The sequence below is a fragment of the Acinetobacter sp. FB genome (assembly GCF_056033405.1).
In genome coordinates, this window is sequence record NZ_CM148502.1 from 1,246,965 (window position 1) to 1,262,277 (window position 15,313).

Here is a 15,313-nt window from a genome sequence, read left to right on the forward strand (position 1 = left end):
TAAAGAATATGTACTTTTTATTCCAATATATGAAATCTGTAGTTTTAAAAAGACTACAGATCAATTTGATCTAAATAATTATCCTTCACTTTCACATAATGGCGTGCTGAATAAGGAAGGAATTCCATTTCTTTTTCAGTCAGTGCACGAACTTGTTGAACTGGGCTACCGACATACAAGTAACCGCTTTTTAACACTTTACGTGGCGGCACAAGACTACCAGCACCAATCATCACATCATCTTCAATAATCACATCATCTAAAACAACGGTATTAATCCCGATCAGGACACGATTACCAATAGTACAACCATGTAAAGTTACATGATGCCCAACTGTCACATCTTCACCAATGACGAGAGGTGAACCGTTTGGTTTAGCTTGATTTTTATGGCTGACATGCAACATACAATGATCTTGTACATTACTATTTTTGCCAATTTGAATTGAATTCACATCACCGCGGATTACGGCAAAGGGCCAAACTGAAACGTTTTCTGCTAATTTGACATCACCGATAATGACAGACATGTCATCCACATAACAGCTTGAGTCAATATTAGGTTCTTGGTCGAGATAAGGGCGAATGTTCTTAGCCATGAGTATGATCAATATAAAATATAGATGAATTATAAAATAAAAAAGCATTCATGCCCAAGGGCATGAATGCTTAATAAACTGATTTAAAATTAGAATAAGTTACTAAAGAACATCTTGATATGGTCAATTAGACGAGCAAAGAAGCTTGCTTCTTCAACAGGTTTTAATGCAACAAGTGGTTTCTCTGCAATGACTTTACCATCAAGACTTGCAACTAATTTACCCACAACTTGACCTTTGGCTAAAGGCGCATTCAATTTAGGTTGAACTACAAGTTGAGTTTTGATTTTGTCCGCTTGACCTTTAGGCATTGTTACGTTGAAGTTTTCAGCAAGACCAATTTGAACATTGTCTTCTTTACCAAACCATACTTTTGCTTTAGCAAGCACTTGGTTAGCAGGTTGTACATTTGCAGTCTCGAAGTTTGCAAAGCCCCATGCTAATAATGTCCGAGTCTGTCCAGCACGTTCATTCATGCTTGGCGTACCGAAGATGACTGAAATCAAACGCATTGGACCACGTTTACTTGACGTAGTTAAGCAGTAACCTGCCTCATCCGTATGACCTGTTTTCAAACCGTCAACGCTTGGGTCTGTATAAAGCAATGCATTACGGTTGCCTTGCTTAATACCATTAAACGTAAATTCTTTTTCTGAATAGATCGGGTAGTATTTAGAACTATCTTTGATAATGTGCTGAGCAAGAACAGCCATATCTTTTGCTGTTGAGTAGTGACCTTCAGCAGGCATACCTGTTGAATTGATGAAATGTGTATTCACCATACCAACACGTTTTGCTTCTTGGTTCATCATATGGGCAAATGTGCCTTCATTGCCTGCAATGTGTTCAGCCATTGCTTTAGAAGCATCATTTCCTGACTGGATAATAATACCACGCAACATCTCTAATACAGTTGCTGTGCCATTTAATGGAACATACATACATGATTCAGCACTGGTACCACGACACCATGCAGACTCATTCATACGTACTTGTTCATTTTCAGTTAATTCACCCTTTAAAAGTTTTTGTTCTATGATGTAGCTTGTCATCATTTTAGTCATAGAAGCGGGTGCAAGTTTTTCATTTTCGTTTTTTGCAGCAAGGATTTGTCCTGTCTCGTAATCCATCAATACATAGGATTTATTATTTAATTCTGGTGGAGACGGTAGGACAGTCGCTGCATATGAAAGGCTTGGCAAAAGTAATAATGCAGCAAGAGCGCTTTTTTGAGTCATTCTAGGTGTTCCAATATCTTGTATGAAGCAGATGAGCCTAGCATTTTAGGATAAAGCAAAGCCGACTTCTACGGCAGAAGTCGGCTTTTTCATGCAGTATTGTAACTAATCAGTTACTTGGAATAATAATTCCGAACATCATCGCAAATTTGACGATTATCATCTTCAGATGCAGCCTTTGCATCTTTACGCGCTTCAGCAAGAGGAGCTTGGAACTCTTTGGTTTTAGCACGTTTATTGAGGATGTCTACAGCATTTGGTTCATTTGATAAATATGATTTGACGAGGTTGTCATATGCTTTATTAAATTTTAGATCTTTGCCAATTAAATCTGGGCAGATTTCTGACAATACATAAATCGCAGCAAGTTCTTGAGGAGTCACGCCTTCAGACGTTGGTGTAACTTCAATTTTTTCAGTTTCAGATTTTTTTTCTGCAGCAAATACAGTTGTTGTGAAAAGACTAGAGGTAATGAGAAATGATAAACCTAGTGTTTTGAAAACATTTTTCTTCATAAGAACTCAAACTCAGAAACAAGACTTAAAGAATTTGAATAGCTTATAGCATAAAAATATCAGTAGATTGTATGTTTGCTGTAGGAAATTAAACGAAAGCGTTTTCAAATCTTAAATTTGAAAACGCTTTCAAATTTTAATGGCGTATTAGCCTTCAAAATTTAATACATCGTCACATACAGACTTTTGTTCTGGTTTTTCAACTTCTTTTGCAGCTTCGCGAGCATCTTTCAACAAAGATTGAAATTCACCATCTTTTTGTAAACTTTCAAGTGAAGCTGATTTGTCAGAATAATTACTTAAATATGAGCTCACCATTTTTTTGATGTTTTGATCAAATTTAGCATTTTTTCCGATTAAACTCGGACACATCTCAATAAGAACTTGTGCATTTGCAATATCATCTTTGATGAGTGCATCTGCTTCTTTAGCTGAAACCGTTGTGTCAGCAAAAATTGCTGGTGCTGTTAGAAGCGAAAAACTTACCCCTAAAACACGGATAAAAGTCGATAAATGTCTCATGGCCGCATAAATTTCTAATACTATGAAGTTACAAATATATATAATTCATTGAATAATTCAATTGAAAAAACTACGTAGTAACATTTGAAGAGATAGGATCTTAGTGAATATTTTAATCGCCAATGATGATGGTGTATTCGCACCAGGACTACAAGCCTTAGCGCAAGCATTAAAACCGTTAGGACGCGTCGTCGTCGTCGCACCTGAAAGTGAGCGGAGTGGTTATTCAAGTGCGTTGACATTAGATCGACCGTTACGACCAGTTCAGATTGCAGAGGATGTTTGGGCTGTGAATGGAACGCCAGCAGATTGTGTTTATCTGTCGATGAATGGTCTATTTGATTTTGAGTTTGATCTTGTGGTGAGCGGTATTAATAGTGGCGCAAACCTCGGTGATGATGTTCTATATTCAGGTACAGTTGGTGCTGCATTTGAAGGCCGCCTAATGAAACATCCTGCAATCGCAGTTTCATTAGCAGGTTCAAATGTACGTTCCTATGAACATCCTGAGCATTATGCGAAAGCTGCACAATGGGTTCATGATTTTATTGCGAATGGACTACCAATTTTGCCGCCCCGTCATATTTTTAATATTAATATTCCTGATGTCGAGCAAATAAAAGGGACACAAATCACCTATCAAGGGCGTAGAGCACAATCCAAACCAATTAGTAGTCATGTTGATCCACGTGGGCGTCAAGTCTATTGGATTGGTTTAGCCGGTGAGGCGGTTACAGAACCTCCATCTGCTTCAAGTCATATTCAGTCTGATTTCTTTGCTGTCGCGAATGGTTATGTCAGTATCACGCCGATTCAAATGGATGCAACTAATTATGCTGTACTCGACAATTTACATCTTCATGTAAATGGTTAGCAGTGGCTATGTTATAACTTTGTGAATATAGAAAGTGAGAACTCGTTTTTTCTCACTTTTTTGGTACTCTTAGGCGCAAATAAATTAAGGTTTTTTCGATGAGGGCGAAGATGCATTTAAACCATGTCTCGATTTTTCTATCACGAAAAATGATTAAAACAATCGTGTTGTCTATGGCAGTAACAAGCATTGTCGTCGTTACAGGTTGTGCATCAAAACCACAAGCAAAAGGTGGTAATCGTTATGTACAGCAAGCACCCAATTATTACACAGTACGTTCAGGCGATACGCTGAGTGCAATTTCAAATCGTTATGGATTGAATTATTTAGATGTTGCTGCGCTGAATGATATTGCGCCGCCTTATCGTATTTATGTCAATCAATCATTACGGTTAAAAGGTTCTGTTGCACAACGAACTACATCAACACAAGCAGTGGTACAAACCACGCCGATTCAACGTCAAACGATTAACTTACCAACACAACAACCTGTTGTTCCTAAGACACAGCCTGTTATACCAAAAGCTGTTATTCCAGCAAATCCTGTTACACCGTCTTCAACGACGCTTGCTTCGAGTTTACGCTGGGTAAAACCATCAAATGGAGCGATCATTCAAAGTTTCAATTTGGCAAATAACGTCAAAGGAACACGTTACGGTGGTAATGAAGGTGATCCAATTTTTGCTGCTGCAAATGGGCAAGTGGTCTATGCTGCTGATGGTTTAAAAGAATATGGCAACCTAGTCTTGATTAAGCATATTGATGGTTATATTACGGCGTACGCGCATAACAGTAAGATGTTAGTCAAGAGTGGGGATAATGTGACTGCTGGTCAAAAAATTGCAGAAATGGGTTCTTCAGGTGCTTCACGAATCATGCTTGAGTTCCAAGTTCGTTTAGATGGTAAGCCTGTGAATCCAATGACAGTTTTACCAAACTAAAATAGCCTAATTAATAATCTTTCAATAAATTATTAATAATCGCTAGTTTAAGGGTAGACTTCCCTGTATACTTATTGAGATTGCTTTAATTAGAACAATAAGCATATTTTAATAAATTAAGAGGGAAGTCTATGCTAGATCAATTGCGCGCAATGGGGGTCTTCGCTTGCGTTGTTGAAAAAAGTTCTTTTAGTGGTGCAGCACGAGAATTAGGAATTACAACAAGTGCAGTCAGTCAACAAATTCGTTCTTTAGAACATGAAATGGATGTCACTTTACTTCATCGTTCTACTCGAAAACTCAGTCTTACGGAAGCAGGACAAGCATTTTTTCTCAGTTGCCAAGAAATGTTGGCTGCCGCTGAACGTGGCAAAATTCGTATCAATGAACTACGCGACGATCTTGTTGGAGATTTACGTATTGCGACCACACCTGAATTAGGTGCCTTACATGTCATTCCAGCACTATCTCATTGGATGTCAGCACATAAAGGTCTAGCGATTCATTTTGAAGCAGACCATCGTTATATTGATTTGATTGAAGAGCGAATTGATATCGCAATACGAATGAGCCTGCGTGTTGATGATCATCAGCTTACCGCAGTACCTTTAGCGAGAGTTGATCAGGTTCTCGTTGCATCGCCAAGTTATCTCAATCAAGCATCGCCTATTACTCGCCCAGAAGATTTACGAAATCACGAATTATTACCTGTTACTTTGATGCAAAATTATCAACATTTTGCGTTCCGTCATGGTTTGAGTGGTGAAATTGTCAATGTTGATATGAAAACACGCTTAGGCACAAACAATGTTTTTGTTGCTAAATCTTTGTGCCAGCAGGGGCATGGTATCGCACGTATTCTATATATGGATATTCAAAAAGAACTGATTAATGGTTCTTTGGTTGAAGTTCTACCTGATTGGCAACTTCCTGCATATACACTTCATGCTTTAACTTCCAAGCGTGAACAATACCCAATGAAAGTACATCGTTGTATTGACGCATTAAAACAATATTTTGTTCAATTACCTGGTGGAAGATCTCTACAGGGTGTAGCCTAAGAAAAAGGCCATGTTTATTTAAAAACATGGCCTTTTCATTTTACCTATTCTTCTTACGAAGTGATTTTAAGCTTTTAGCTTCAACGGTAGATTCTTCTGAAGATTTTGTCTCAGTTTCCGCTTTTTTGGTCTTTTTCCGCTTGTTCTTTTTCTTAGGTTCATCATCTTCAACAGCTTCGCCGTCCTCAATTGCTTGCCAATACTCAAGTTGTTCCATAACGGCTGCATAGATTGAATTTTTACTATATCGACCTTTCTTATCTAGTGTACCCACTGGACGAGCCATTAGAATTTCTAAGGCTTGATCAATTGTTTCAATCGCATGGACATGGAACTGGCCTGCTTGAACCGCTTCAATTACATCTTGACGTAGCATCAAATGTTGCATGTTTTGACGGGGAATAATTACGCCTTGTTTGCCTGTTAAGCCTTGAAGTTTACATGCATCGTAGAAACCTTCGATTTTTGCATTCACTCCACCAATTGGTTGCACTTGACCGAGTTGGTTCATAGAACCTGTAATCGCCCATGATTGGTCAATTGGAATTTGAGAAATGGCAGAAATTAAAGCTGAAAGTTCTGCAACAGTGGCACTATCACCATCCACTTGCCCATAGCTTTGCTCAAACGCCAATGCTGCGGAGAAATGTAAGATTTGTTCACGGCCAAAGTGTGCTTTTAAGAAGCTTGACATGAGCAACACACCTTTGGCATGAAGCGAACCGCCTAACTCGACACTACGTTCAATATCTAAAATATCACCACCGCCTTGATACACAGAAGCTGTTAGACGCGATGGTAATCCAAATTCGACATCAGCATAATGAATCACTGAGAGGGCATTGATCTGACCGAGACGATGCCCTGATGTTTCAATCAATTGTGTTCCACGCGAAAGATCTTGCCAATATAACTCTCTTAAATAGCCTAAGCGATATTGACGATGATGTAATGCTTGGTTGACATGCTGATCTGTGACGATTTTGTCATCAGCTTTAAAGGCATGGTGATGTGCTTCTCGAATTAAATCACCTAAGGTAGACGCATGAAGTGAGAGAGAGCTTTGATCTTCTGCTTGACGACTAGAGTCGGTGAGTAGAGCGGCGAGCGCTGAACGATCAAATGGAAGCAATTTATCGGCTTGAACATAGTCTGCAATCAATTGCATGTAGGCCTGTTCATTGCTGTTATTGCGCTGCAAGGTATCAGTAAAATCTGCGCGAATTTTAAAGACACTGCCTAATTCTGGTTCAACTTCTAAAATTTCATAATAAATTTCAGGTTCTGCCAGTAAAACAACTTTGATATCTAAAGGAACAGAAGCAGGCTCAATCGAAATGCTGCCTGTTAATGTTAGCATATGTTCTAACGAAGAAAGTTTGAGTTGACCTGATTTCAATGCACGTTTTAAACCTTGCCATGCATAAGGCTGTTCAAGCAATTGCTCTGCTTCAAGCATTAAAAAGCCACCATTGGCTTGATGCAAAGACCCTGGGCGAATTAAGGTAAAGTCGGTGGTAATCGTACCATTATGTGTAAGTTGTTCAACATGACCCAATAAATTGTAGTGCGTTGGAAAATCTTCAAAAATAACTGGAGCACCGCTATTTGGCTTATTGGCAATAATTACATTAGCTTGATAACGTGATGGAACACGATTAAATAAAGCAGGCGTAAAATCATCTTCTTCTTGTTCTAAAATCAGCTCAACATTATCAATAATATCTTCAGCATAATGTTTTAGGTATAAGTCGAGACCTTTTACTTCTTTGTTTTTATTTAAAATCGACTCCATACGTGGTGTAACCACTTGAGTGGCAATTTCACGGTTTAAAATTGATACTTGATCACGGGCATCATCTTCTAAATCACCAAGATGTAACCCTAAACGCTCTAGTTTTTTCTCCATATAACGCATGTTGGATGTAATTTCAGCACGTTCTTTGCTGCTTAGCGCATCAAGATCATTTTTTGTTAATTCTTGATATTCATTTTCTATGAGTTGCATTGGAATAAAGACGTGTTTGTCATCACGAGAAATCAACTTTAAATCGAGTTCTTGTCCTTCTTTAGTGAGTTCTATTAAAGCTTGCTGTTGGACGTCACCTGTATCTTGACGAATGCGTTCAATGCGATTGTGATAGCTTTCAGCACTAAAACGACGTTCCAATTGTTTTAGTATGATTTGCCATGTTTGCTGTAAGGCATTTTGAAATTTTGTACCTTGTCCTGCAGGAAAGCGTAGTGCAATGGGTTGTCTTGGATTTTTGAAGTTATTGACATAAACCCAATCGTTTGGTGTAGGCATGCTTTTAGCGTGTTGCTGAAGCAACCGTTTAATCATGGTGCGTTTGCCAAGTCCCGCTGTGCCAACTGCAAAAATATTATAGCCAGAGTATGGTAAGGAAATACCAGCTTCTACTGAAGCACGTGCACGATCTTGCCCAAGAAAGTTATTGAGGGGTTTGATACGTTTAGTTGAACTCGGAATCTCAGCTAAATTTAGAATATGCGTGAGTTGTTCAGGCGTAAGTGCTGTTTTCTTAAGTGTCGTTTGAATATCCGTCTGCTCAAAGGCGCTTGGTAAAGAATTGATTTTCGCTGTAGTCGTGTTTGTTGGTGTTGAAGATAAAGTTGTTGCAGTCATTTGATCAAGTTTTTGGGTCACTATTGCTATCCAACAAAGAAACGAAAGTTAAGTAATTAAAGGTATACAGTTTTAGGTCTAAAGATCAAGCGAACTTGTGTTTTTTATCGACAAAACAAAACAATGGTTGCATAAAGCAACTTGCAAGCAAGAGCAAGAAACGATTGAATAGGCACATTCACGCATGTTCATGGAAAATAATAACCAATGACAACTCAAGCCACTGGGTGGGCATCCGCATTTAAAGCTTTTTTAGATCGCCGTGCACTGATTATGCTATTTCTTGGTTTCTCGGCAGGGATACCCATTTTATTGATTTTTTCTAGCTTGTCTTTATGGCTTGGTGAAGCAGGAATTGATAAAAGTGCTGTGACATTTTTTAGTTGGGCGGCATTAGGTTACTCTTTTAAATTTGTTTGGGCACCTTTGATTGATGAATTGCCTGTTCCATTATTAACGAAAAGTTTAGGTCGCCGTCGTGCTTGGTTGTTAATTGCACAGTCTTTGATTATATGTGCAATTTGTATTATGGCATTTTCCGACCCAGCACTTGGACAAAGCTATTTAATTCAAATGGCAGTTGGTGCCGTTTTATTAGGATTCTCGGCAGCGACTCAAGATATTGTCATCGATGCTTATCGTATTGAACTCGCTGAAAGTGAGATGCAAACGGTTTTAGCTTCAACTTACAACGCAGGTTATCGTATTGGAATGATCGTTGCGGGTGCGGGGGCTTTATTTCTTGCTGCTTATTTAGGTACAGCTAAAGGCAATTATATTTATGAAGCATGGAAATATACTTATCTAACCATGGCAGCAGTCATGGTGGTTGGTATTATTACAACTTTATCCATTCGTGAACCTCAAGTAAATCGTGTTTATAAACATTATAAAACTACAGATTACTATCGCTTAGTCTTTGTATTCTTTATTGCTGTTGCAACTTTTGTTGTCAGTTATATTTACTCTGGGAATGTAACAGATGCTACCGCTAAAGCCGCAAATATTAAAGACACCGCAGCTTTATTTGGTTTAGAAGCCCTGCGCTTTTTAACTGCTACAGCCACAGCTTTATTGGTTGGTTTTGGTTTAGTTAAAGCTGGCGTCGTGAATCAACAAATGGCTAAAGAAACTTGGGTTGCCCCAATTTTAGATTTCTTCAAACGCTACGGTATTAAACTTGCCTTAGTTCTTTTGCTGCTGATTGGTTTTTTTCGCATCTCAGACATTATTGCAGGAGTGATTTCAAATGTGTTCTATCAAGATCTAAATTTCAGCAAAGAACAAATTGCTGAGGCTGTGAAAATCTATGGTGTGATCTTTAGTTTAGTTGGTGGTTTTCTCGGTGGTTTGTTAGCGCAGCGCATGAACATTATGAAACTCATGTTTGTGGGTGCAGTGTTGGCCAGTTCAACCAATTTAATCTTTATTGGCTTGGTCAAATCAGGTAAACCACTTGCTCCAGTTGAGGTTCAGGTCGGAAATAAGCATTATCAAGTGCAAACCGATGATGTTGGATATTGGAAATTACAAGTACCGAATGACGTCTTAGCAAAAGCAAATTCGGTACAGGTAAGTACTCAGTACCAAAATCAGAGCGATACCAATGTAACTCTTGCAATACCATATTTAGTAAATGCCCAGCACGCTCAGATTCAATTATTACCTATCAGTGGCGATGATCAATTAACGGAAAAAGAATTGAAGCAAAGTCTGGTCGTTAAAGGACAATTAGCAGGGCTTAAAAGTGAAGACTTAAATGAGGATAAGCCTGTTATCCTTAAATTAGATAATCAAGAGTTTGCTGCGAAAGTGGATGATAAAGGAATATTTACTGGTGCTGTAGATGGAAAGCTATTACAAGCATCTTCCACTAAAACCATTAAAGCTTTTGTTAATTTAAAAAATAATAGTGCAAGCCAGTTATTTGCAACAAGATCGTACCGTATCAATACTGCATCACATGTTGAAACAGCACTCGATGTCGATATTCAGCCAATTGCTGTGGTCGATCCAAGTCAGTCAGGCACAATAGAACTTTCTGGTAAAGTGATTAAAGGCTATAGCTCATTGTGGCTCTATTTTGCCATTATTGTAGATAATTTAGCTTCAGGTTTGGCAGGTGCTGCATTTATTGCCTTTTTATCTAGCTTAACGAGTGTGTCATTTACTGCGGTTCAATATGCGATTTTTAGTTCTTTAATGACGCTCACACCCAAATTATTGGGGGGGTATTCAGGAACGATTGTGAGTAATATTGGCTACCCAAATTTCTTTTTAATGACGACTTTAATTGGAATTCCAATTTTGATTCTTGTGGTTTGGGTTGCGAAACTATTACGTGACCATGAAAACCAAACAACTCAACAGACAGGTGAATAACTATGCGCATGTTACATACGATGTTACGAGTAGGTAATTTAGAACAATCTTTAAAGTTCTACACTGAGGTACTTGGTATGAAATTACTACGCCAACGTGATTATGAAGAGGGGCGTTTTACCTTGGCTTTTGTGGGCTATGGTGATGAAGAAAACAACACTGTGCTTGAGCTGACTCATAACTGGGATACAGTAAGCTATGATTTAGGCAATGCCTATGGTCATATCGCCATTGGCGTAGATGATGCTTATAAAGCATGTGAAGAAATCAAAGCACGTGGTGGAAAAGTAGTACGTGAAGCTGGCCCAATGAAAGGTGGTGTCACGGTGATCGCTTTTGTTGAAGATCCAGATGGCTATAAGGTTGAATTGATTCAACAGGATCAAGATGCACGTAATAATTAATTTCGTATCTTGATCTACAATTTCTAATTTAAAGCCCTAGCTTTATTTATGCAGCCCAGTATGATGTTTTGATCGAATGGTCAATAACATCATGTTGGGCTGTATCGTTATTAGTGAATAGATTGGGAAAAAGTTATGTTAAAGCTCTTGGCGCTAGATCGTTTCACAATATTATTGATAGCAATGGTAGTGCTAGCGACTTTTGTGCCAGTTTCAGGGCAGGTTGCGCATTACTTCAATATCCTAACGACAGTTGCGATTGCTGTATTATTTTTTTTACATGGCGCCAAGTTGTCACGTGAAGCCGTTGTACAGGGCATGCTGCATTGGAAAATGCATGCATTGGTTTTTGCTTTTACTTTTGTGATTTTTCCTGCAATTGGGCTTTTAGCTAAACCTGTTTTGGAGCCACTTCTTGGGCAGCAATTGTACTGGGGCTTCTTATTTATGTGCTTCTTACCCTCAACAGTACAATCTTCAATTGCATTTACGTCGATTGCAAAAGGGAATGTTGCAGGAGCGGTTTGTAGTGCATCTTTCTCCAATATCATTGGGATGTTTATTACGCCAATCTTAGTGAGTTATTTTATCTTAGGCCAAAGCCAACATGGCTTTGATCCTACGCAATCGATTGTTCAAATTACCTTGTTACTATTGGTTCCCTTTGTTCTAGGTCAGTTACTTCGCCCTTATGTTTTTCCTTATATGATCAAATTACCAAGCTTAGTGAAAGCTTTCGATCAAGGATCAATTTTAATGGTAGTTTACGGTGCCTTTAGCAGTGCTGTAGTTGCAGGCTTATGGCATCAAATCAGTGGATTAGCTTTGCTGTATTTAGTAGTTGCATGCTCAGTTTTGCTTACTATTGTAATGTTACTTGCTTCGTATTTACCAAAATGGTTGGGTTTTAATCAGGCAGATCAAGTTACGATTTTCTTTTGTAGCTCTAAAAAAACGCTAGCGAGTGGCGTGCCAATGGCGCAAATTCTGTTTATTGGTCAGCCTTTAGGTATGATTGTATTGCCGATTATGATTTTTCATCAAATCCAATTAATGGTCTGTGGTGTAATTGCGAATCGTTGGTCTAAGAAAGATAAATAACAATAATTTTTTACTCAAGCTATTAATTTATGGGAATGTGATCGGGTGTCTGCGACATTTAGCCAACATTCAATTTGATGTTTATTAGTAGCTATGTAATATTTATAGATAAAATTGATTAGAAAAATCTAATCAGATTAAAACTTACAACTACTAAGATTAATATGATGAAGAAAAATTTAAAAATAGCGTGCCCAATTTTATGTATTAGTACGGCATGTTTATTGATATCACCTATGACTTTTTCCAAATCATTTCCATACGATGAACGAGGTAGTGTCAGGGTCGATACGATACAAGTTCACCTCATTAATCCGACTGAAGATCAATCCTTAAATCAACGAGTTATTGACCAAGTTCGGAAAAACATCGCAATTTTTCCTGGTGAAAGTATTTCAGAGGAAAAGTTAGATTTTATAACGGCTAGAGTTAGAAATAGTCTTCCATTAGAAAATCTATCCTATGATGCAGAGACTAGCATGGGTGGCGGCTTAAATCTCACCTTAGAAGTAACATTAAATGATAAGCAATCGGTCACAGAAAAAGGTTATTTGATTGATAAAAACAAGAAAACATTACCTTTGCTCTATGATAATAATGGTAAATATCTTAAAGCCAAATTAGAGTTATTAAGTATGTATTATGGCAATAATAATGCTTGGTATGCTCAGCCTGAAAAAATGCTCAACGGAAATCCATTGGTTGATGGAAGTCCAGCAGGCGGAGGTTATGATGATTGGCTAGAAGCTTTTGTTCATACTGGCTTATATGGAATGTATCCTTTAGGTATAAATACTTTTAGTTATGCAGGATTAAGTGCGATAGGTACCTTGTCTACAGGGCAAGAATTGTTTACTGATAAAACTCGGAATCATTTTGCGGTTGAAGATGCATATATTGGCGTTGTAACAGGAAGAACGACGACAACTGGAAATAGAATCGTTTCCAATACTTCCATAGGCCGTCAAAAATTCAGTTTAGGTGATGGCTTACTAATTATTAATACGGCATCAAATGGTTCTGATCGAGCAGCATTACAATCAAATGCTCGTTGGGCTGGTGATCTAGTTTTTCAGTCCCAGCTTCAATATAACAAAACAAAATTTGAATTATTTTATGTAGACCCCGATGAATTACCTCTGATTGATTCCAAAACAAAGATTCAAGGTGTCAATATTCAAACCAATGCTTTTAATGATATAGATGTTGGGGTGAGTTATTTAAAGGTTCCTCATTCAAGTTCTACATATTATTTGTCAGATGGTTCAACTCGAACTCGTGATGGTTTACGTGTAATAGATGGACGCTTTAGATGGCAACCTTTAATAAAAGGTAAGCCTTCTTGGCTTTTTGCAACAGAATATGCGCAACAGTCTCATGAAGATTTCAATATGCGTGCACAGGCGTCTAGTTATGAACTGGCTTATCAATGGTCAGATTTAACGATGTCTCCTTCATTAGGTTATCGCTATGCAAGTTTTTCAGGTGATGATCCAAATACACAACAATATGAAAGATGGGATCCATTATTTTCAGGGGGGAATGGTGAACAATGGGTTCAAGGTGTAAATCATTTTAAGATTGTTCAGAACTCAAACTTAATTACACATCGTTTACAGGCACGCTTCAAACCTAATCCAAAAGTAGAAATCGTCCCACAGTTTTGGTTATTTAGAGCAGATTCAAAATTAAACTTAGGGGGTAACCCAGCTTTGTCATTCATCGATTCAAAGGATTATGGTAGAGAGTTTAATGTTTCTGCAAAATATTATTATTCAAGAAATTTGTATATTCACGGTCAATTGGCCTATACCCAACCTGGCGATGCGGTAAAAAATGCATTAGGTGATGGAGTCAAAGATTGGTGGAGCTCTATGCTTTTTGTTCGTTACGCATTTTAATCAATTTACTATCATTATTGAGGAAATTTCCATGTTTAAGAAAAAAGTAAAAGCAGGATTTGCATTTAGCTCAGCATTGTTATGTTCAGCCCTTGTCACTAATGTTTATGCGATTGATGTGCAATCTATCTCAGATCAATACTTTACAAAGGATCGTTTTAAAGGAAAAACTTTATTAATTACTGGCGGTGCGAGGGGGATTGGAAAGGCATCCGCAATTCGTGCATCGAAAGAGGGGGCGAATATTGTAATTGCAGATGTATTGGCTAAGGAAGGGCGAGAGACTGTTGCTGAAATTCAGAAAATGGGTGGTAGTGCTATTTTTGTACAAGCTGATGTAAGTAAAACACCTGCATGTAATATGATGGTGGAAGAAACAATTAAGAAATACGGGCAAATAGACGGTGTGTTAAATGCAGCAGGGGTTATGGATGCTGTACCACCAGATGCTGAGGTAAATGTTGAAAAGCAAAAAAAAGAGTTATTTGCTCCTATACATGAAGCTACGGATGAATATTGGAACCAAACTTTAGCAGTGAATGCAACGGGAATGTTTTGTTCATTACGTTCTGAATTAAAGCAAATGGTGAAACAAAATAAAGGTGGAGCAATTGTAAATATTGGTTCGATTGCTGGATTGACGGGGTTGGCTGGAAATCCTGCATATGTTGCAAGTAAGCATGCGGTTACTGGTCTCACTAAAAATGCTGCAATTGATTATGCACCCTATGGAATCAGAGTAAATTCAGTAAATATGGCTGCTACAGAAACAGCAATGACAGATGCAGCCTTTAAAAAAGTAGCTACTTTACAAAAACAACGAGCAAAAAATCCTGAGTTAGCAAAAATGCCAAATACTGCTATGTTAAAGACACAAAGTCTTCTCATGTTTGCCGATTCCAAACATAGAATGTCTACGCCAGCAGAACAAGCTAGTGTTATATTATTTTTGCTTTCAGACGAAGCTTCAAATATTACAGGAGCGACATGGGCCACTGATGGTGGATGGACTACTTATTAAAAAGTTTTTGAATACTTTGAGAGTAAATGTGTACATGTGGAGTTTTATACACGTTTTGTTTGGTAGTTATATATTTTAAACCGACTAAAAATGTGTATAATGCTCTC

General features: G+C 38.0%; 13 protein-coding genes. 8 read left to right on the forward strand and 5 right to left on the reverse strand.

What is annotated here, in order from left to right:
• Window positions 1-53: 53 nt before the first annotated feature.
• From AC0JIQ_RS05790 to AC0JIQ_RS05805, 4 genes are all read right to left on the reverse strand, one after another.
• Window positions 54-599: a gamma carbonic anhydrase family protein gene (locus AC0JIQ_RS05790; RefSeq protein WP_474202913.1), complete on the reverse strand. Its 546-nt coding sequence runs from the start codon at window positions 597-599 to the stop codon at window positions 54-56.
• A gap of 89 nt (window positions 600-688) precedes the next feature.
• The gene (dacC, locus tag AC0JIQ_RS05795; protein WP_004662935.1) at window positions 689-1,837 is read right to left on the reverse strand and encodes a D-alanyl-D-alanine carboxypeptidase PBP5/6; all 1,149 of its coding nucleotides are present in this window, start codon (window positions 1,835-1,837) and stop codon (window positions 689-691) included.
• Between the two features lie 113 nt (window positions 1,838-1,950).
• Window positions 1,951-2,352: an MCR_0457 family protein gene (locus AC0JIQ_RS05800; protein WP_004662934.1), complete on the reverse strand. Its 402-nt coding sequence runs from the start codon at window positions 2,350-2,352 to the stop codon at window positions 1,951-1,953.
• A gap of 147 nt (window positions 2,353-2,499) precedes the next feature.
• The gene (locus tag AC0JIQ_RS05805; RefSeq protein ID WP_004662933.1) at window positions 2,500-2,874 is read right to left on the reverse strand and encodes an MCR_0457 family protein; all 375 of its coding nucleotides are present in this window, start codon (window positions 2,872-2,874) and stop codon (window positions 2,500-2,502) included.
• A 103-nt stretch (window positions 2,875-2,977) separates the two neighbouring features.
• On the opposite strand from AC0JIQ_RS05805, the gene surE reads away from it, so the two are divergent.
• From surE to AC0JIQ_RS05820, 3 genes are all read left to right on the forward strand, one after another.
• Window positions 2,978-3,748 (forward strand): 5'/3'-nucleotidase SurE, encoded by a 771-nt coding sequence (gene surE / locus AC0JIQ_RS05810; protein ID WP_050041849.1) that lies wholly within the window; start codon window positions 2,978-2,980, stop codon window positions 3,746-3,748.
• 110 nt (window positions 3,749-3,858) lie between these two features.
• A complete protein-coding gene (locus AC0JIQ_RS05815; RefSeq protein WP_346512075.1) occupies window positions 3,859-4,689 on the forward strand; it encodes a peptidoglycan DD-metalloendopeptidase family protein in 831 nt (276 codons plus the stop codon).
• Between the two features lie 131 nt (window positions 4,690-4,820).
• Window positions 4,821-5,750, forward strand: coding sequence for a LysR family transcriptional regulator (locus AC0JIQ_RS05820; RefSeq protein ID WP_269228286.1), 930 nt, complete (start codon window positions 4,821-4,823; stop codon window positions 5,748-5,750).
• 40 nt (window positions 5,751-5,790) lie between these two features.
• Here AC0JIQ_RS05820 and AC0JIQ_RS05825 read toward each other — a convergent pair whose 3' ends face one another.
• Window positions 5,791-8,418 carry a Lon protease family protein gene (locus AC0JIQ_RS05825; protein WP_474202914.1) on the reverse strand — a complete coding sequence of 876 codons (2,628 nt, stop codon included), beginning with the start codon at window positions 8,416-8,418 and terminating at the stop codon, window positions 5,791-5,793.
• Between the two features lie 186 nt (window positions 8,419-8,604).
• Between AC0JIQ_RS05825 and AC0JIQ_RS05830 the strand changes: the two genes are divergently transcribed.
• The 5 genes from AC0JIQ_RS05830 (at window position 8,605) to AC0JIQ_RS05850 (ending at window position 15,206) form a co-directional block, all read left to right on the forward strand.
• Window positions 8,605-10,779, forward strand: coding sequence for an AmpG family muropeptide MFS transporter (locus tag AC0JIQ_RS05830; RefSeq protein WP_474202915.1), 2,175 nt, complete (start codon window positions 8,605-8,607; stop codon window positions 10,777-10,779).
• Window positions 10,780-10,781: 2 nt separating this feature from the next.
• Entirely contained in the window at window positions 10,782-11,183 is a 402-nt protein-coding gene (gloA, locus tag AC0JIQ_RS05835) for a lactoylglutathione lyase (RefSeq protein ID WP_474202916.1), read from the forward strand.
• Window positions 11,184-11,318: 135 nt separating this feature from the next.
• Complete coding sequence (locus AC0JIQ_RS05840; protein WP_474202917.1) at window positions 11,319-12,284, forward strand: bile acid:sodium symporter family protein; 966 nt, start codon at window positions 11,319-11,321, stop codon at window positions 12,282-12,284.
• Between the two features lie 236 nt (window positions 12,285-12,520).
• On the forward strand, window positions 12,521-14,185 hold the full coding sequence (locus AC0JIQ_RS05845; RefSeq protein ID WP_474202918.1) for an alginate export family protein: 1,665 nt from the start codon (window positions 12,521-12,523) through the stop codon (window positions 14,183-14,185).
• A gap of 31 nt (window positions 14,186-14,216) precedes the next feature.
• Window positions 14,217-15,206 (forward strand): SDR family NAD(P)-dependent oxidoreductase, encoded by a 990-nt coding sequence (locus tag AC0JIQ_RS05850; protein WP_474202919.1) that lies wholly within the window; start codon window positions 14,217-14,219, stop codon window positions 15,204-15,206.
• Window positions 15,207-15,313: the final 107 nt, after the last annotated feature.